Origin of the sequence: Azospirillum sp. TSH64, assembly GCF_003116035.1 — a bacterium.
Classification (GTDB): Bacteria; Pseudomonadota; Alphaproteobacteria; order Azospirillales; family Azospirillaceae; genus Azospirillum.
In genome coordinates, this window is sequence record NZ_LGQW01000015.1 from 6,520,993 (window position 1) to 6,538,226 (window position 17,234).

Below are 17,234 nucleotides of genomic sequence, written 5' to 3' on the forward strand. Positions count from 1 at the left end.
TCCCGCCATGTCCCACATGTCCGAGCCGGTCCACGGCTTTGCCGAGCCTCCCGGCACTCTGGGTGCCGGCGGCGGCGCCTCGCTGCTGCGCAGGATCGACCACGGCCTGTCCGTCGGGGTCGAGGTCGTGGCGGGCCTTCTGGTTCTGGTCGAGATCGTCGTCCTGCTGGCCGGCGTCACCGCCCGCTATCTGTTCCACACCCCGCTGGTGTGGTCGGACGAGCTGGCCTCCATCCTGTTCCTGTGGCTGTCGATGCTGGGTGCGGTGGTGGCGCTGCGCCGGGGCGAGCATATGCGGATGACCGGTCTGGTCAGCCGCGTCGGCCCGCAGGCGCGCAGCCTTTTGGAATGCATCGCCATCACCGCCCCCATCGCCTTCCTGACGCTGGTGCTCTACCACGCCGTCGATTACGCGATGGAGGAGCAGTTCATCACCACCCCGGCGATGGAGATCTCCAACGCGTGGCGGGCGTCCGCCCTGCCGGTCGGGCTGGGGCTGATGCTGGTGGCGGCGCTGTTCCGCCTGCTGCGCGTCGCCAAGCCCCTGACGGTGCTGGCGGCGGCGCTGGTGACCGGCGCCATCGTTGCCGGCTTCTGGGTCGCCGGGCCGATGCTGAAGCCGCTGGGGCAGCTGAACCTCATCATCTTCTTCGTCGGGCTGGTCGCCGCCAACGTCTTCGCCGGGGTGCCCATCGCCTTCTCCTTCGCGCTCGCCACCTTCTCCTATCTGGCGCTGACCACCTCGACGCCGCTGCTGGTGATGGTCGGCCGGCTGGACGAGGGGATGAGCCACCTGATCCTGCTGGCGGTGCCGCTGTTCGTCTTCTTAGGCTTGCTGATCGAGATGACCGGCATGGCCCGCGCCATGATCCAGTTCCTCGCCAGCCTGCTCGGCCATGTGCGCGGCGGCCTGTCCTATGTGCTGATCGGCGCCATGTATCTGGTGTCGGGCATCTCCGGATCGAAGATCGCCGACATGGCGGCCATCGCCCCGGTGCTGTTCCCGGAGATGAAGAAGCGCGGCGCCCCTCCGGGCGATCTGGTGGCGCTCTTGTCCGCGACCGGCGCGCAGACCGAGACCATTCCGCCCAGCATCGTGCTGATCACCATCGGGTCCGTCACCGGCGTGTCCATCGCGGCGCTGTTCACCGGCGGCATGCTGCCGGGCGTGGTGCTGGGCGCCTGCCTGTGCTTCGTGGTCTGGCGGCGCTACCGCAACGAGGATCTGAGCCACGTCGAGCGCACCGCAGGGCGCGAGATCGCCCGGCTGGCCATGGTGGCCCTGCCCGCCATCGCCCTGCCCTTCGTCATCCGCGCCGCGGTGGTCGAGGGCATCGCGACGGCGACCGAGGTGTCGACCATCGGCATCGCCTATTCCACCGTGGTCGGGCTGCTGATCTACCGCCAGTTCGACTGGCGCCGCCTGAAGCCGATGCTGATCGAGACGGCGTCGCTGACCGGGGCCATCATCTTCATCGTCGGCTGCGCCACCTCGATGGCCTGGGGCCTGACCCAGTCCGGCTTCTCGTCCGACCTCGCGCGCTTCATGGCCGGCATCCCCGGCGGCGCCTACGGCTTCCTCGCCATCTCCATCGTCGCCTTCATCATCCTGGGCAGCGTGCTGGAGGGCATCCCCGCCATCGTGCTGTTCGGACCGCTGCTGTTCCCCATCGCCCGTGCGGCCGGGGTGCATGAGGTCCACTATGCGATGGTCGTCATCTTCGCCATGGGCATCGGCCTGTTCGCCCCGCCCTTCGGCGTCGGCTATTACGGCGCCTGCGCCATCAGCAAGGTCAATCCCGACGACGGCCTGAAGCACATCTGGGGCTATGTCGGCGCGCTGCTGGTCGGGCTTGTGATCGTCGCCGCCATTCCCTGGATTTCGACCGGCTTCCTGGCCCGCTGATCCGTTTCAACGCCCGCTGAAAGGCGGGCGCCCGGCCTCCTTAAAATTCCCTCTTATCGGAGTTCCCTCAATGAGCCGATTCTTCGGCCAGATCCGTCAGGCTGGCTACGTCGTGCGCGATATCGAAGCCGCCATGGATTACTGGAGCCGCACGCTCGGCATCGGGCCGTGGTTCTACAACGAGCGGGTTCCGATCCGGAACTACAGCTACCGCGGCGCATCCTACGAGGTTCACAATTCGGTGGCGCTGGCCAACTCCGGCCCGTTGCAGATGGAGCTGATCCAGACCCGCAACGACGCGCCGTCGATGTACCGCGACTTCCTCCAGGCCGGGAACACCGGTTTGCAGCATGTCGCCTACTGGACCGAGGATTACGATGCCGATCTGGAGCGCCTGCTGTCGCAGGGCTTCAAGCCGGTGATGAGCGGCGAGGTCGGCGAGAAGGGCCGCTTCATCTATTTCGACACCGAATACCATCCCGGCACGGTGATCGAGCTGTCGGAGGTCGCCGGGCCGAAGGGCAAGATGTTCGACCTGATCCGCGAGGCGTCGATGGGCTGGGACGGCAGCGACCCGGTGCGGCCCTTCCCGGACCTGAGCAAGCTGTAAGGGGCGGCCGACATGCACGCCGACCGCATCGAAGCGACATATCTGATCGAAACCCCCCTCGCCCCGGCCAAGGTGGCCGAGGTGATGGCGGGGGAGCAGTCCTGCGGCACCTTCACCCGCGTCCATGGCGAGACCGACGATCTGCGGGCCCGTGCCCGCGCCATCGTCGAATCGGTGGAGAAGCTGGACGTCGCCGAGACCCCTGCCCTGCCCAACACCTGGCTGGAGCGGCAGCGCAATCCAGGACCCTGGCAGCGGGCGCGCGTCACCATCTCCTTCCCGACCGCCAACATCGGCGCCAATCTGCCGACGCTGGCGGCAACGGTCGCCGGCAACCTCTATGATCTGGGCGAGGTGACGGGGCTGCGGCTGGAGAGCTTGCGCCTGCCGCAGGCCTACCGCGCGCAGTTCGACCTGCCGCGCCACGGCGTCGCCGGCACAAGGCGGCTGACCGGGGTGGCGGACGGGCCGCTGGTCGGCTCCATCATCAAGCCGAATGTCGGGCTGTCGGCCGAAGAGACCGGCGAGCTGGTCGGCACGCTGTGCGCCGCCGGGCTGGACTTCATCAAGGATGACGAGATCTGCGCCGATCCGGCCCATGCGCCGCTGGCCCAGCGCATCCCGGCGGTGATGGACCGGGTGCGCCGTCACCAGGACCGCACCGGCAAGCATGTGATGGTCGCCTTCAACATCACCGACGAGACCGACGCCATGCGCCGCCACGCCGATCTGGTGGAGCGCGAGGGCGGGTCCTGCATCATGGTCAGCCTGAACTGGTGCGGCTATTCGGCGGTGCAGACCTTGCGCCGGCACAGCGGGCTGGCGCTGCATGGCCACCGCAACGGCTTTGGCGCGCTGTCGCGCCATCCGCTGCTCGGCATCGGTTTCGACGCCTATCAGGCGCTGTGGCGGCTGACGGGGGTGGACCACATGCATGTTCATGGGCTGAACGGCAAGTTCGCCCAGCCCGACGAAGAGGTGATCGAGGGGGCGCGGGCCTGTCTGGCGCCGCTGGCGGCGGATGCGGCGGACGGTTCCGACGCCGTGATGCCGGCCTTCTCCTCCGGGCAATGGGCCGGCACGGTGCCGGTCACCTGGGAGGCGGTGGGGACCGCCGATCTGATGTTCATGTCCGGCGGCGGCATCATGGCCCATCCCGACGGGCCGGCGGCCGGCGTGCGGAGCATCCGGCAGGCCTGGGATGCCGTGCGGGCCGGGCGCACGCTGGATGACGCGGCGGCGGGGCAGCCGGAGCTGCGGCGGTCGCTCGACTTCTTCGGAAAGAAGGGCTGAGGACGATGGCGGCGACTCCCCGACTGGGCTGGTACGGCGACGACTTCACCGGGGCGACCGACACGCTGGCCGCCTTGGCGAAGGCAGGGCAGCGGGCGCTTCTGTTCCTCGACGTGCCGGACGTCGCCCGGTTGGGGGAAGCCGGGCCGCTCGATGCGGTGGGGATCGCCGGGGCGGCGCGGAGCATGGCGCCGGACGCCATGCGGGCGGAGCTGGAGCCGGTCGGCCGCTTCTTCGCAGCACTCGGCGTGGCGGTGATGCATTACAAATGCTGCTCCACCTTCGACAGCGCAGCCCATGTCGGCAGCATCGGCGAGGCGGTGCGGACGCTGGCCCCGCATTTCCCCAACCGCTTCCGGCCGGTGGTGGGCGGGCAGCCGAACATCGGGCGCTATTGCCTGTTCAGCACCCTGTTCGCGGCGGCGGGCACCGGCGGGGTGGTGCATCGCATCGACCGCCACCCGACGATGAGCGTCCACCCCGTCACCCCGATGGCGGAGGCCGACCTGCGCCGGCATCTCGCCGCGCAGGGGCTGTGGGGGATGGCGGCGCTGCATTTTCCGGATTACGGGCTGGATGGCGATGGACTGGATGGGCGGCTGGAGCGGCTTTTGGCGGAGGGGCCGTCGGCGCTGCTGCTGGACGTGGCGCGGGCCGAGGATCTGGCGGTCGTCGGGCGGCTGATCTGGCAGCGGGCGGTGAGCGAGCCCCTGCTGGCGGTGGGCCCGAGCAGCGTGGCGCAGGCGCTGGTCGCGCATTGGAACGTCGGGTCCGACGCTTCAGTGACGGAAGAGGTGCCGCTGGCCGCGGCGGACAGGCCGGTGTTCCTGATGGCGGGCAGCCTGTCGCCGGTGACGCGGCGGCAGATCGAGGCGGCGGCGTCCTACACGCGCATCCAGGCCGATGCGGCGTCGCTGTGCGGCGACCCCGGCTATGCGGAGACGCTGTTGGGCGAGGTGGCGGCCTCGCTGGCGGCCGGGCGCCACACGCTGGTGTGGACGGCGCCGGCGGAAGCCGGGACGGCGGACACCGCCCAGGCCGGGCGGGTCGCGGCGGCGACGGCGGAGTTCGTCGCGGCGGTGCTGCGGCGGGTGGCTCTGCGCCGGGTCGGCATTGCCGGCGGCGACACCTCCAGCCTCGCGGTGCGGGCGCTGGGGTGCTGGGGCTTGTCCTACCGCTGCACGCTGGCGCCGGGGGTCACCGTCAGCCGCACCCATGCCGACGACCCGGCGGTCGACGGGCTGGAGCTGATGCTGAAGGGCGGGCAGATGGGCGGCGAGGATCTGTTCGAGCGGCTGCTGGGGTGAGGCCCTCTCCCCGAGGGGAGAGGGCCTTCTGCGGTCGCGATCAGACCGCGGCGGTGACGACCACTTCGATCAGGATTTCCGGCTTGCCGAGATCGGCGACGCCGATGGTGGCGCGGGCCGGCAGGTCGTTGCCGTCCAGCCAGGACAGCCACGCGTCGTTCATCTCGTCCTTCAGGCCCATGTTCGTGATGAACAGCTGGGCGGACAGCAGCTTGGTCTTGTCGCTGCCGGCCAGCGCCAGCACCTGGTCGAGCTTGCCGCAGATCTGCGTGACCTGGCCGCCCATGCCGACGCTGACGTCGTCGGCGATGATGCCGCCGAGATAGGCCGTGCCGTTGTTGACGACGACGCGGTGCATGATCTTGGTCTTCTCGATGCGCTTGATCACGGGGAACTGCTCCTTGGTTTTTTTAAGAAGAACTCAGGGGGTGATGGAGAAATCGACGTAGCGGGCGGCGATGCGCGCCAGCGTGCCGTCCTGCACGACCGCGCGGATCGCCTCGTCGAAGGACTGCTTCAGGCCAGTGTCCTCCTTGCGCAGCCCGACGCCGATGCCGGGGCCGAACACCTCGGCGTCGATCACCGGCTGGCCGACCAGCTTGACCGACTTGCCGCCATCGCCCTTCACCCAGTCGGACGCGGTGGCGCCGGTGGTGATGGCGGCATCGAGCCGCCCGGCCTTCAGGTCGGCCAGCAGGTTCGACGCGGTGTCGTAGGTCTTCAGCGTCGCGTCGCTGCCGAGATGCTTCTCGACATAGCGGGAATGGGTGGTGGAGACCTGGGCGCCGATGGTCTTGCCGCGCAGGCTGGCCGGCGAGCCGTCGATCGTCGACTTGGCCGGCGCCACGAAATAGGCCGGCACCACCATGTAGGGGGTGGAGAAGCCGATGGCCTTCGCCCGCTCCGGCGTGATGTTCATCGTCGCCATGATGGCGTCGTACTTCTTCGCCAGCAGGCCCGGAATGATGCCGTCCCACTCCTGCGCCACGACGGTGCAGGGACGCTTCATCCGCTCGCACAGCGCATTGGCGAGATCGACCTCCAGCCCCGCCACCTTGCCGTCGGGCTGGGTGAAGTTGAAGGGCGGATAGGCGCCCTCGGTGGCGATGCGGATCTCCTGCGCGGCGGCGGCACCGCCGGACGCAAGCAAGAGGAGGGCGGCAACGCCCGTGACGAGGCGCTTCATGGCAGGCTCCGGAAATGGCGAAGGTGGTTCAGAGTCCGTCCGGTGCTTACAGAAGCACCGGACGGACTCTTAGCTTTTGGTTTTCCGTGTGATTCACGCTTCAAGCGATTCCGCTTGAACCGATCACACTCCGTGTTAAAGCCCCGCGACGACCACGATCTCGACCAGGATCGACGGGTCGGCAAGCCGGGCCTCGACCGTCGCGCGGGCGGGCGGGTTGGCCTTGTCGACCCAGGCGTCCCAGGCGGCGTTCATCTCGGGGAAGGTGGCGATGTCGGCGAGATAGACCGTGGCGGTCAGGAGGTTGCTCTTCGACGTGCCGGCCTGGGCCAGCAGGGAGTCGATCTGGCGCAGCACGTCGCGGGTCTGCGCCTCGACCGTGGTCGAGCCGTCATCGACGATCTGGCCGGCGAGATAGACGGTGTCCTTGTGGATGACCATGTCGCAGAGGCGCGGGGTCAGGTGGAAACGCTGGATCGTCACGGGGCGATGCTCCAAAGGGTCAGGCGGCGAAGCGGCCGATGCTGAAAGGGGCGATGGGCAGGTCGGTGGACCCGCCCGTGATCAGGTCGGCGGTGATGCGCCCGACAATAGGGCCAAGCTGGAAGCCGTGCGCGGAGAAACCGAAGGAATGGTAGAGGTCCGGCTCGGTGCCGCTGGGGCCGATCACCGGGATCTGATCCGGCATCCGCGCCTCGATCCCCGCCCAGGAGCGGACGATGGTGGCGCCGCGCATGCACGGGAACAGGTCCCACACCGTGCGGGCGTTGACCGACACCTGCGAGAAGTCCAGCTCCGTCCGGTTCTCGTCGCGCACAGCCCGGCCGAGCAGCCCGCCGCCGATCAGCACGGTGCCGTTGGGGAACTGCTTGAAGGACAGGGTGCGGCCGGTCGCCCCCACCACCGGCTTGATGAAGGGAGCGACGCGGGCGGTGATCATCAGCATGGGGGCGATGACCTCCAAGGGCACCGGCTCCCCCACCTGCGCGGCGATGCGGTCGGCCCAGGCACCGGCGGCGTTCACCACCACCGGCGCCTCGAACCGCCCGCCGTCGGCGGTCTCGACGGTCCACAGGTTGTTCTTGCGAACCAGCCGCATCACCGCCCCGCCCTCCTGGAAGCGGGCGCCGAGTGCCATGGCCTTGCGGCGGAAGGCGAAGGTGGTGCGGAAGGGGATCGCCGCCCCGTCGCCGCGCGACACCAGAGCGCCGACGCAATGGTCGGCGATGGCCGGCACCAGCGACCGCAGCTCGTCCCGGCCGACCACCTCCTCGTGGGTGAAGCCCAGCGCGTTCAGTTCGGCGACGCGGGCGTGCGAGGTCGCCAGCTCCGCCTCGCTCTCCGCCACCTTGATCTGACCGTGGCTTTCGAAGCCGCAATCGTCGTCCACCAGATCCCGGATGCGGTGCCACAGCGCCATCGAGGCGACGGACAGCGGCACCTCGGCGACATGGCGGCCGAGCTGGCGCACGCCGCCCGCATTGACGCCGGAGGCGTGGCGGGCGACATGGTCCTTCTCCAGCACCAGCACGCGGACGCCGCGCATCGACAGCTGCAGCGCGGCGGAGCAGCCGTGCAGGCCGCCGCCGATGACGATGACGTCGGGCTTGAAGGAGGCGGTCGCGGTCATCGGGCGCCTCCGGTCAGTGCTTGAACACGGCGTCGATGTCGGCGTCGGTCTTCGGCAGTGCCGCCAGCTCGGCCAGCGTGATCGGCTTCACCGGCGGGCGCAGCCGGTAATAGCCGACCTCCGCCGGGGAGACGCCGCGCTCCGCCGCGATGACCTCGGTCACGGTCGGGCCGCAGAGCCGGCCTTGGCAGGGGCCCATGCCGCAGCGCAGGAAGCTCTTGGCCTGGTTGGGACCGGAACAGCCGAGCCGCACCGCCTCGCGCACCGCACCGGCGGTGATCTCTTCGCAGCGGCAGACGATGGTGTCGTCGGCCGGTGCGCGGAAGGCTTCCGCCGGGGTGTAGAGCGTGTCGAGGAAGGCGCGGCCGGTCAGCGCGCGGTCGAGTGCTGCGCGATGGGGAACCGCCAGCTGGTCGCGCTGCTCGCGCCCGATGCGGCCGAGCCGGTGCAGGGCGTCGAGGGCGGCCAGCCGGCCGGCCTCCTCCGCCGCGCGGGCGCCGCCGATGCCGGCGCCGTCACCGGCCAGCGACACGCCCTCGACCGAGGTGGCGCCCCATTCGTCGGTGGTCGGGCGCCAGCAGCGCTGCTGCTCGTCCCAGCGCTGGGCGCAGCCGGTGGCGTTGGCGAGGTTCAGGTTGGGGACGACGCCGTGATGCAGCAGCAGCGTGTCGGCGGGCAGCCGGTGCTCGGTGCCGTTGCGGGTGTAGACGACGCTCTTCAAGGCGCTGTCCCCGCCGATGGCACCTTCGGCGCGCAAGGCGGTGACGTTGCCGATGACGGTCAGCTTGCGCCGGACCTCCAGCATCAGCTTCATGCCCTTGCCGAGGTAAGGCGAGCGCAGGAATCCCGGCAGCAGCGGCAGGGCGGCGCGCCAGTTCTCCTTCGGTGTGGTGTCGAGGATGGCGTCGATGCGGACGCCGGCCTGGAGATACTGCCAAGCCAGCAGCCAGAGCAGCGGGCCGCTGCCCGCCATCACCGTGGCGCCCGACGGCACGAGGCCGGAGGTCTTCAGCAGCACCTGCGCCGCACCGGCACCCAGCACGCCCGGCAGGGTCCAGCCGGGGATCGGGAAGGGCCGCTCCAGGGCGCCGGTCGCCAGGATGACGTGGCGGACGGTCAGCATGGATGCGGCGCCGTTGCGCGACAGGCCGATCTGGATCGGGCGGTGCCCGTCGCCCGCGTCCTCACGGGGACGGGCGACGCTCCACACGATTGTGCCGGGCCAGTGGGCGGCGCCGCTGTCGCGCAGCGGCCCCAGCAGCTCGGCGCCATGCCAATAGTCGGGGCCGAGCACCTTGCGGTCGCGCACCGGCGTTTCGGTGACGGCGCGGTAGATCTGGCCGCCCGGTTCCGCCTGCTCGTCGAGCAGGACGACCGACGCGCCCTTCGACGCGGCCAGCGCCGCGGCGGCGAGGCCTGCCGGGCCGGAGCCGACGACGGCGATGTCGAAGTCAAACTTGGGGGCGCTCATCGCTCGACCTCGCGCTTGCCGTTCTGGGTTTCCACCGCCATGCCGGGGGCCACGCGCACCTGACAGCCCTGGCGGTTGCCGGTGCCGTCGATGGTGACGAGGCAGTCGAAGCAGACGCCCATCATGCAGTAGGGACCGCGCGCCGCACCGCTGACCGGGGTGGTGCGGCAGGCGGTGACGCCGTTCGCCAGCAGGGCGGCGGTGACGCTGTCGCCGGCCCGCGCGCTGGCCGGACGGCCGTCGATGGTGAAGGAAACCGTGTGCCCTGCTGCGTTGAGGGCGGTTTCGATCTCAGGCAGCCTGCGGAACATGGAACCTCCGGGCGCTGAAGGGCGTGAAGTTGTCGCCGAGGCCGCCGGCCGCGATCAGCGGCGCCAGCGTCAGCGCATGGTTGGCGGCAAGGGTGACGCCGCTGTGGCAGGTGGCGACGAAGGCGCCGGGCGCCGTCTTCGATTCCTCGTAGATCGGGAAGCCGTCCGGCGTCAGCACGCGCAGCGCAGCCCAGCTCCGCACCACGTTCAGCTTGCCCAGCAGCGGGAAGAAGCGGATGGCGCGCTCTGCGATGGCCGAGGAAATGCCGGGTTGCAGCGTCGTGTCGAAGCCGACCTCCTCGAAGCTGTCGCCGATCATCACCCCGCCCTCGTCGGTCTGGCGGACATAGACAGTGGGGTGATGCAGGAAGGGGGCGGTCTTCTCGGTGACGATGACATGGCCGCGCTGCGGGCGGACGGGTGCCGACAGCCCGACCATCGGCGCCAGCCGGGCGCTGTCATGGCCGGCGGCCAGCACGATCTTGCCGGCGCGGACTTCTCCGCCTGCGGTGGTCATGCGGAAGCCGCCGTCGCGATGCTCGATGCGCTCGACCCGGTGGTTGGGACGGTAATCGACGCCCAGCAGGCCGATGCCCTTGTGCAGGGTGCGCAGGAGGCGCAGCGAGTTGCAGTGGCCGTCCAGCGGGCAATAGGTGCCGCCGACCACGTCGGGCCCGATGAAGGGCAGTTCCTTGCGCAGCGTCTCGCGGTCCATCACCTCGTAGGGGTAACGGATCATGTCGGGCTGGTTGTGCAGCCGCATCATGGTGTTGGCGCGGGCCTGCAAATCCTCTTCCGACAGCATCGGCATGAAGCCGCCGGGACGGCGGTAGGCGACGTCCAGCCCGGTCTGTTCGCGCAGCAGGTCGGCGAAGCCGCTCCAGTCGTCGGAGGACTTCTTGGTCCAGCCGGCATATTCCGGCATGCCAAGGCCCTTGCCCTGCACCCAGACCAGGGCGAAGTTGCCGCGCGACGGCCGCACGGCGATGTCGCCCTCGTCCAGCATGGCGACCGTCTGGCCGGCACGGGCGAGACCCCAGGCCAGCGCCGATCCGACCAGCCCGCCGCCGATCACGGCGACGTCGTATTCTCCGCCCCGACTGGGCTGCGTCATCGTCTCCACTCCCGCCGCCGCCGCACCGTTTCCCGTGCGCATCGGCCGCCGCATTTATCGTGTGGCGCGCATCGCCCCATCCGGCACCCGCATACAGTGTCGAATATTTGACGATACGCCGTAAATCTTTGAGGTCGCGCCGGATCTGCCGGCGTTACACATGGATGTATTGCAAACTGCAGGGTTTTCTTTGCCGGAGCACCGCGGGAGTCTGTCCTATGCTCCCCGACGGTGCCCCCAAGTTCCCGTGATCCTTGCGACAGCATCGGCAGCCAACCTATAACTGTCAAATCAGATCGAAGGGGTGTTTCATGACTGAATGTTATGATTCGGCGGTGGGTGGTTGGTTTTGGGAGGGAGGCGGTCATCCTGGGCATCTCCCTCTCCCCCCCGCTCACGCGCAAACTTCGTTTGCGCTGACGCGACAGGCGGACCTTTGGTCCGCCGAAAGCGGGGAGAGGGTCGGGGTGAGGGGGATGCACAGCGGCACGCGTCGGGCCGATAAGCGCCTCCCCCGCTTAAGTTTTTTTGGCGGACTATTTCCCGCCCTTCGGTGACCGGACGCCATGCGTCCCCCTCACCCTAACCCTCTCCCCGGGAGGGAGAGGGGATGGTCCCGGCTTTTTGGGGCTCTATGCACCTGCGTCTTTCCAACAGGACAATGCCGATGACAGCCGCATTCGTTGCCGGCGCCGACGTGCCGTTGAAGCGTCGATTGAAACGGGCCGAGCGGGCCCGGCAGTTCCGTGCGCTGGGTCTGGTGCTGCCGCTGCTGGCCTTCCTGCTGTTCACCTTCGTCGTGCCTCTCGCCGGCATGATCTGGAAGTCCGCGGACGACTGGGAGGTGCCGCAGGTGATGCCGCAGACCGTCGCGGCGCTGGAGCATTGGAACGGCCAGGGCCTGCCCGACGAGGCCGCCTTCGCCGCGCTCGCCGCCGACATGCGCACCGCGCGCGAGGCCGGAACGCTGGCCGTCGCGGCCAAGCGGCTGAACTACATCGTCAACGGCTACCGCACGACGCTGCTGTCCACCGCGCGCAAGCTGAAGGAGCAGCCCGCTCCCGGCACCGCGAAGGAGACGCTGATCGGCCTCTCGCCCGCCTGGGGCGAGCGCGAAAGCTGGACGGCGATCAAGAGCGCCAGCGGCCCTGTCACCAGCTATTACCTGCTGGCCGCGGTCGACCTGACCCGCAACACCGACGGCGCCATCGTGGCCGCCCCGCCGGATCAGGCGATCTACCGCGACGTCTTCATACGCACCTTCACCATCGGCTTCGGCGTCACCGCGCTCTGCCTGATCCTGGGATTCCCGGTCGCCTATCTGCTGGCGAACCTGCCGACCGGCCGGTCGAACCTGCTGATGATTTTCGTGCTGCTGCCCTTCTGGACCTCGCTCCTGGTACGCACCTGCGCCTGGATCGTGATCCTGCAGAGCGAGGGAATCGTCAACGGCTCGCTGCAATGGCTGGGCGTGATCGACGAGCCGATGCGGCTGATCTACAACCGCTTCGGCGTCTACATGGCGATGACCCATGTGCTGCTGCCCTTCATGATCCTGCCGCTCTACAGCGTCATGCGCGGCATCTCGCCGGCCTACATGCGGGCCGCCGCCTCGCTCGGCGCGCCGCCGGCGACCGCCTTCATGCGCATCTACCTGCCGCAGACCATTCCGGGCATCGGCGCCGGCTGCCTGCTCGTCTTCATCCTGGCCATCGGCTACTACATCACGCCGGCACTGGTCGGCGGGGCGGCCGACCAGATGATTTCGTCCTTCATCGCCTTCTACACCACGGAAACGGTCAACTGGGGCCTCGCCTCGGCGCTGGGTGCGGTTCTGCTGCTCTCCACGCTGGTGCTGGCGGTTGTCTACGGCAAGCTGGCGCTCGGCCGCCAGACGACGGGAGGTCTGAAGAATTGAGCGCGAACCATTCCCCCCAGATCGCCAGCCAGCGTTTCGCCTGGATCGCGACAATCGTCGCCTCGACGCTGGTGTTCATCTTCCTGATGGCGCCGATCCTGGCGATCGTGCCGCTCTCATTCAGCTCCAGCACCTACCTGACCTATCCGCTGCCCGGCCTGTCGCTGCGCTGGTACGAGGATTTCCTCGGATCCGCGCGCTGGATGAACGCGCTGAAGAACAGCGTCATCATCGGCGTGGCGTCGTCCATGCTGTCGATGGCGCTGGGCACGCTGGCCTCGCTGGGGCTGGCCCAGTGGAAGAGCAAGTGGAAGCCGCTGGTGCTGGCCATCGTGCTGTCGCCGATGGTGGTCCCGGTCGTCATCACCGCGGTCGGCGTCTATTTCTTCTTCGCGCCGCTGGGGCTGACCGGCAACTATCTCGGCCTGATCCTGGTCCACACCGCGCTGGCGACCCCCTTCGTCGTCATCACCGTGTCGGCGACCTTGCAGAGCTTCGACATGACCTTGGCGAAGGCCGCCGCCTCGCTGGGGGCGCCGCCGCTGCTGACCTTCCGCAAGGTGATCCTGCCGCTGATCCTGCCGGGCCTGGCGTCGGGCGCCCTGTTCGCCTTCGCCACCAGCTTCGACGAGGTGGTGACGGTGCTGTTCCTCGCCGGGCCGGAGCAGCGCACGCTGCCGCGTGAGATGTTCAGCGGCATCCGCGAGAACATCAGCCCCACCATCACCGCGGTGGCGGTGGTGCTGACGGTGATCTCGGTCTGCATGCTGTCGACGCTGGAAATCCTGCGCCGGCGCAACGAGCGGCTGAAGGGGAACGCGGAGTAGGGGAGTCGATGACGGGGAGGAGAATGTACTCTTCCCCGATCCCGCTCACAGATAGGGCGGGGTGCAGGCGCTGATCAGTTCGCACTCGATGTCGCCGACGTTGCGGAAGCGGTGCGGCACGCGGCTGTCGAAGAAATAGGCGTCGCCGGGGCCGAGAAGCTGTTTGCGGTCACCCACCGTCAGCTCGATCTGGCCCTTGATGACGATGCCGCCCTCTTCGGACTCGTGTTGCAGCATGGTGCGGCCGGTGTCGGCACCGGGGGCGTAGCGTTCGTGAAGGATTTGCAGGTTGCGGCTGCGCAGGTCGCCGACCTGACGGAAGGAAACCTGGCCGACCGTGCCCTTCAGCTCGCCGGCCAGTTCGATCAGCTCGCCGCCCTTGAAGAAGATCTGCTCGGGTGGCGGCAGATCGTCGGAGGAGAAGAATTCGGCCAGGGTCATCGGGATGCCCTGAAGCACCTTGCGCAGCGACGACACCGACGGGCTGCTGCGGTTCTGCTCGATCAGCGAGATCGTGCCGTTGGTCACTCCGGCTCGCTGGGCGAGCGCCCGCTGGGACAGCCCATGCTGTTCGCGGATCTGCTTCAACCTGGCGCCGACATCGAATTCCATCACCGGACTCCTGCTCCTCACCCGCTCTAGGCAATAGCCCATTCGCGCAACCCCGTCATCAGAATATGAACAGCTAAACAGGGGTTGTTTAATTTATTAAACATGGTAGGCTTCTCTCCAAGGTCCAGGCCCCCGCGCAGGAAATCCTTGATTGCCAAGGAAGTTTTCGCCGGGTGCGGCCGGCCGGTTCCATAAATCCTTCATCCAGGGCGGATCGAACATGCTGTCGCTGAACGACCAGGGCCTTCTCCGAACCAAGGGCTACGTGAACGGTGCGTGGCGCGCGGCCGACTCCGGGAAGAGCTTCCCGGTCACCAACCCCGCCACCGGCGCCGTCATCGCCGAGGTGTCCGACATGGGCGCCGCCGAGACGCGCGAGGCCATCGACGCCGCCAACGCCGCCCTGCCGGGTTGGAAGGCCAAGACCGCCAAGGAGCGTGCGGCGATCATGCGCCGCTGGTACGAGCTGATCCTGGCGGCGCAGGAGGATCTGGCCCAGCTGATGACCGCCGAGCAGGGCAAGCCGCTGACCGAATCGCGGGGCGAGGTCGTCTATGGCGCGTCCTTCATCGAGTGGTTCGCGGAGGAGGGCAAGCGCGCCTACGGCGACGTGATCCCGAGCTTCGCCGCCAACAAGCGCATCGTCGTGCTGAAGGAGGCCATCGGCGTCGTCGCGGCGATCACGCCGTGGAACTTCCCGAATGCCATGATCACCCGCAAGGTGGCTCCGGCGCTGGCCGCCGGCTGCACCGTGGTGGTCAAGCCGGCCGAGGACACCCCGCTGTCCGCCCTGGCGCTGGCCGAACTGGCCGAGCGCGCCGGTTTCCCGGCCGGCGTCTTCAACATCGTCATGGGCAGCGAGCCGGCCGCCATCGGCAACGAGCTGACCCACAGCCCAATCGTCCGCAAGGTCAGCTTCACCGGCTCGACCGAGGTCGGCAAGCTGCTGATGCGCCAAGCCGCCAGCACGGTCAAGAAGGTGTCGCTGGAGCTGGGCGGCAACGCCCCCTTCATCGTCTTCGACGACGCCGACCTGGACGAGGCGGTCAAGGGCGCCATGGCGTCGAAGTACCGCAACGCCGGCCAGACCTGCGTCTGCGCCAACCGCCTGCTGGTCCAGGCCGGCGTCTATGACGCCTTCGCCGCCAAGCTGGCCGAGGCGGTCAAGGCGCTGAAGGTCGGCGACGGCACCGAGCCGGGCGTCACCCAGGGTCCGCTGATCAACGCCGACGCCATCGCCAAGGTCGAAGAGCTGATGGGCGATGCGCTGGAGAAGGGCGCCACCGTCGCTCTCGGCGGCAAGCGCCACGCGCTGGGCGGCACCTTCTTCGAGCCGACCATCCTGACCGGCATCACCACCGAGATGCGCGTCGCCCGCGAGGAGATCTTCGGCCCGGTCGCCCCGCTGTTCAAGTTCGAGACGGAAGAGGACGCCATCCGCATGGCGAACGACACCGAGTTCGGGCTTGCCGCCTATTTCTACAGCCGCGACATCGGCCGCGTCTGGCGCGTGGCGGAAAAGCTGGAATACGGCATCGTCGGCATCAACGAGGGCATCATCTCGACCGAGGTGGCCCCCTTCGGCGGCGTCAAGGAGTCCGGCATCGGCCGCGAAGGCTCCAAGTACGGCCTCGATGATTTCATGGAAGTCAAATATCTCTGCGTCGGCCTCGGCGCCTGACTGTCGTCAAAGGAAAACAGACCATGAGCACCAACCAGTCCTTCGTCGCCCGTCGCGAGGCCGCCGTCTCCCGCGGCATTTCCGCCGGCATGCCCTTCTACATCGACCGCGCCGAGAACGCCGAGATGTGGGACATTGAGGGCAAGCGCTTCATCGACTTCGCCGGCGGCATCGCCGTGCTGAACACCGGCCATCGCCACCCGAAGGTGATGGAGGCGGTAAAGGCCCAGCTCGACCGCTTCACCCACACCTGCGCGATGGTCACGCCCTATGACAGCTTCGTCGAGCTGGCGGAGAAGCTGAACGCGCTGGTCCCCGGACCGACGCCGAAGAAGACCGCCTTCTTCACCACCGGCGCCGAGGCGGTCGAGAACGCCGTCAAGGTCGCCCGCGCCGCCACCGGCCGTCCGGGCGTGGTCGCCTTCTCCGGCGGCTTCCACGGCCGCACGCTGCTGACCATGGGCCTGACCGGCAAGGTCGTGCCCTACAAGGTCGGCTTCGGCCCGTTCCCGGCCGAGATCTTCCACGTGCCGTTCCCCAACGCCTACCGCGGCATCAGCGAGGCGGAGAGCCTGAAGGCGCTGGACACCCTGTTCAAGTCCGACGTCGATCCGGCCCGCGTCGCCGCGATCATCATCGAGCCGGTGCAGGGCGAGGGCGGCTTCAATATCGCCAGCCCGTCCTTCCTCCAGTCGCTGCGCGCGGTCTGCGACAAGCACGGCATCGTCATGATCGTCGACGAGATCCAGACCGGCTTCGCCCGCACCGGCAAGATGTTCGCCTTCGAGCATGCCGGGATAGAGCCGGACCTCGTCACCATGGCGAAGAGCCTGGCCGGCGGCTTCCCGCTGTCGGCGCTGACCGGCAAGGCGGCGCTGATGGATGCCCCGATCCCCGGCGGCCTGGGCGGCACCTATGCCGGCAGCCCGCTGGCGACCACCGCAGCACTGGCCGTCATCAACGTCATCGAGGAAGAGAAGCTGGTCGAGCGCAGCGAGCAGCTCGGCGAGCGCATCGCCGGCCGCTTCCGCACCATGGCCCAGCGCAACAGCCTGTCGGTGATCGGCGATGTCCGCAACCTGGGCGCCATGGTCGCCATGGAGCTGGTGACCGACCGCGAGACCAAGGAGCCGGCCGCCGACCTGACCAAGGCGCTGGTCGCCAAGGCAGCGGAAAAGGGCCTGATCCTGCTGTCCTGCGGCACCTACGCCAATGTCATCCGCATCCTGGTCCCGCTGACCGCCTCGGACGCCCTGGTCGATGAAGGCCTGGACATCATCGAGCGGTCGCTGGAAGAACTGGTGTCGGCGTAATAACCTCCCCCTCCCGCTCCTCTATCCCTCTTGGGGTGGAGGAGCGGGAGGGACG

Annotated in this window: 16 protein-coding genes; 8 read left to right on the forward strand and 8 right to left on the reverse strand. The window is 68.6% G+C overall.

From position 1 onward, the window contains the following. Window positions 1-7: 7 nt before the first annotated feature. The 4 genes from TSH64_RS30810 to TSH64_RS30825 all read left to right on the forward strand — a co-directional run bounded on the left by TSH64_RS30810 (window position 8) and on the right by TSH64_RS30825 (window position 5,116). Window positions 8-1,906, forward strand: coding sequence for a TRAP transporter large permease subunit (locus tag TSH64_RS30810; RefSeq protein WP_199237702.1), 1,899 nt, complete (start codon window positions 8-10; stop codon window positions 1,904-1,906). Between the two features lie 70 nt (window positions 1,907-1,976). Beyond that, a complete protein-coding gene (locus TSH64_RS30815; RefSeq protein WP_109450902.1) occupies window positions 1,977-2,516 on the forward strand; it encodes a VOC family protein in 540 nt (179 codons plus the stop codon). A 12-nt stretch (window positions 2,517-2,528) separates the two neighbouring features. Beyond that, window positions 2,529-3,809: a ribulose-bisphosphate carboxylase large subunit family protein gene (locus TSH64_RS30820; RefSeq protein WP_109450903.1), complete on the forward strand. Its 1,281-nt coding sequence runs from the start codon at window positions 2,529-2,531 to the stop codon at window positions 3,807-3,809. Window positions 3,810-3,814: 5 nt separating this feature from the next. Then, window positions 3,815-5,116: a four-carbon acid sugar kinase family protein gene (locus TSH64_RS30825; protein ID WP_109450904.1), complete on the forward strand. Its 1,302-nt coding sequence runs from the start codon at window positions 3,815-3,817 to the stop codon at window positions 5,114-5,116. A gap of 40 nt (window positions 5,117-5,156) precedes the next feature. Here TSH64_RS30825 and TSH64_RS30830 read toward each other — a convergent pair whose 3' ends face one another. From TSH64_RS30830 to TSH64_RS30865, 7 genes are all read right to left on the reverse strand, one after another. Continuing rightward, window positions 5,157-5,504: a RidA family protein gene (locus TSH64_RS30830; protein ID WP_098736858.1), complete on the reverse strand. Its 348-nt coding sequence runs from the start codon at window positions 5,502-5,504 to the stop codon at window positions 5,157-5,159. A 33-nt stretch (window positions 5,505-5,537) separates the two neighbouring features. Further along, window positions 5,538-6,302 (reverse strand): transporter substrate-binding domain-containing protein, encoded by a 765-nt coding sequence (locus TSH64_RS30835; protein WP_109450906.1) that lies wholly within the window; start codon window positions 6,300-6,302, stop codon window positions 5,538-5,540. 135 nt (window positions 6,303-6,437) lie between these two features. After that, window positions 6,438-6,785: a RidA family protein gene (locus TSH64_RS30845; protein ID WP_109450909.1), complete on the reverse strand. Its 348-nt coding sequence runs from the start codon at window positions 6,783-6,785 to the stop codon at window positions 6,438-6,440. A gap of 19 nt (window positions 6,786-6,804) precedes the next feature. Further along, complete coding sequence (locus TSH64_RS30850) at window positions 6,805-7,932, reverse strand: FAD-binding oxidoreductase (protein ID WP_109450911.1); 1,128 nt, start codon at window positions 7,930-7,932, stop codon at window positions 6,805-6,807. Between the two features lie 13 nt (window positions 7,933-7,945). Next, window positions 7,946-9,403, reverse strand: a complete 1,458-nt coding sequence (locus tag TSH64_RS30855; protein ID WP_109450913.1) for an NAD(P)/FAD-dependent oxidoreductase — start codon at window positions 9,401-9,403, stop codon at window positions 7,946-7,948. Beyond that, on the reverse strand, window positions 9,400-9,714 hold the full coding sequence (locus TSH64_RS30860) for a (2Fe-2S)-binding protein (protein ID WP_109450915.1): 315 nt from the start codon (window positions 9,712-9,714) through the stop codon (window positions 9,400-9,402). Before TSH64_RS30860 ends, TSH64_RS30855 begins: the two co-directional genes overlap by 4 nt. Continuing rightward, entirely contained in the window at window positions 9,695-10,828 is a 1,134-nt protein-coding gene (locus TSH64_RS30865; protein WP_109450917.1) for an FAD-dependent oxidoreductase, read from the reverse strand. Before TSH64_RS30865 ends, TSH64_RS30860 begins: the two co-directional genes overlap by 20 nt. Before the next feature lie 667 nt (window positions 10,829-11,495). Here TSH64_RS30865 and TSH64_RS30875 point away from each other — a divergent pair. Further along, entirely contained in the window at window positions 11,496-12,746 is a 1,251-nt protein-coding gene (locus tag TSH64_RS30875) for an ABC transporter permease (RefSeq protein WP_109450921.1), read from the forward strand. Further along, window positions 12,743-13,573, forward strand: a complete 831-nt coding sequence (locus TSH64_RS30880) for an ABC transporter permease (protein ID WP_199237703.1) — start codon at window positions 12,743-12,745, stop codon at window positions 13,571-13,573. The genes TSH64_RS30875 and TSH64_RS30880 overlap by 4 nt, the downstream gene beginning before the upstream one ends. Window positions 13,574-13,618: 45 nt before the next feature. Here TSH64_RS30880 and TSH64_RS30885 read toward each other — a convergent pair whose 3' ends face one another. Further along, window positions 13,619-14,185, reverse strand: coding sequence for a cupin domain-containing protein (locus tag TSH64_RS30885; protein ID WP_109450923.1), 567 nt, complete (start codon window positions 14,183-14,185; stop codon window positions 13,619-13,621). Between the two features lie 220 nt (window positions 14,186-14,405). On the opposite strand from TSH64_RS30885, the gene TSH64_RS30890 reads away from it, so the two are divergent. Next, window positions 14,406-15,866, forward strand: coding sequence for an NAD-dependent succinate-semialdehyde dehydrogenase (locus tag TSH64_RS30890; protein ID WP_199237842.1), 1,461 nt, complete (start codon window positions 14,406-14,408; stop codon window positions 15,864-15,866). Between the two features lie 23 nt (window positions 15,867-15,889). Further along, complete coding sequence (gene gabT, locus TSH64_RS30895; protein WP_109450925.1) at window positions 15,890-17,179, forward strand: 4-aminobutyrate--2-oxoglutarate transaminase; 1,290 nt, start codon at window positions 15,890-15,892, stop codon at window positions 17,177-17,179. Window positions 17,180-17,234 lie beyond the last annotated feature (55 nt).

Bases quoted from the DNA above. Each gene is read 5' to 3' on its own strand.
- TSH64_RS30810 (WP_199237702.1), top strand. From the start codon at position 8: ATGTCCCACATGTCCGAGCCGGTCCACGGCTTTGCCGAGCCTCCCGGC.
- TSH64_RS30815 (WP_109450902.1), top strand. From the start codon at position 1,977: ATGAGCCGATTCTTCGGCCAGATCCGTCAGGCTGGCTACGTCGTGCGC.
- TSH64_RS30820 (WP_109450903.1), top strand. From the start codon at position 2,529: ATGCACGCCGACCGCATCGAAGCGACATATCTGATCGAAACCCCCCTC.
- TSH64_RS30825 (WP_109450904.1), top strand. From the start codon at position 3,815: ATGGCGGCGACTCCCCGACTGGGCTGGTACGGCGACGACTTCACCGGG.
- TSH64_RS30835 (WP_109450906.1), bottom strand. From the start codon at position 6,302: ATGAAGCGCCTCGTCACGGGCGTTGCCGCCCTCCTCTTGCTTGCGTCC.
- TSH64_RS30850 (WP_109450911.1), bottom strand. From the start codon at position 7,932: ATGACCGCGACCGCCTCCTTCAAGCCCGACGTCATCGTCATCGGCGGC.
- TSH64_RS30855 (WP_109450913.1), bottom strand. From the start codon at position 9,403: ATGAGCGCCCCCAAGTTTGACTTCGACATCGCCGTCGTCGGCTCCGGC.
- TSH64_RS30860 (WP_109450915.1), bottom strand. From the start codon at position 9,714: ATGTTCCGCAGGCTGCCTGAGATCGAAACCGCCCTCAACGCAGCAGGG.
- TSH64_RS30865 (WP_109450917.1), bottom strand. From the start codon at position 10,828: ATGACGCAGCCCAGTCGGGGCGGAGAATACGACGTCGCCGTGATCGGC.
- TSH64_RS30875 (WP_109450921.1), top strand. From the start codon at position 11,496: ATGACAGCCGCATTCGTTGCCGGCGCCGACGTGCCGTTGAAGCGTCGA.
- TSH64_RS30885 (WP_109450923.1), bottom strand. From the start codon at position 14,185: ATGGAATTCGATGTCGGCGCCAGGTTGAAGCAGATCCGCGAACAGCAT.
- TSH64_RS30890 (WP_199237842.1), top strand. From the start codon at position 14,406: ATGCTGTCGCTGAACGACCAGGGCCTTCTCCGAACCAAGGGCTACGTG.
- gabT (WP_109450925.1), top strand. From the start codon at position 15,890: ATGAGCACCAACCAGTCCTTCGTCGCCCGTCGCGAGGCCGCCGTCTCC.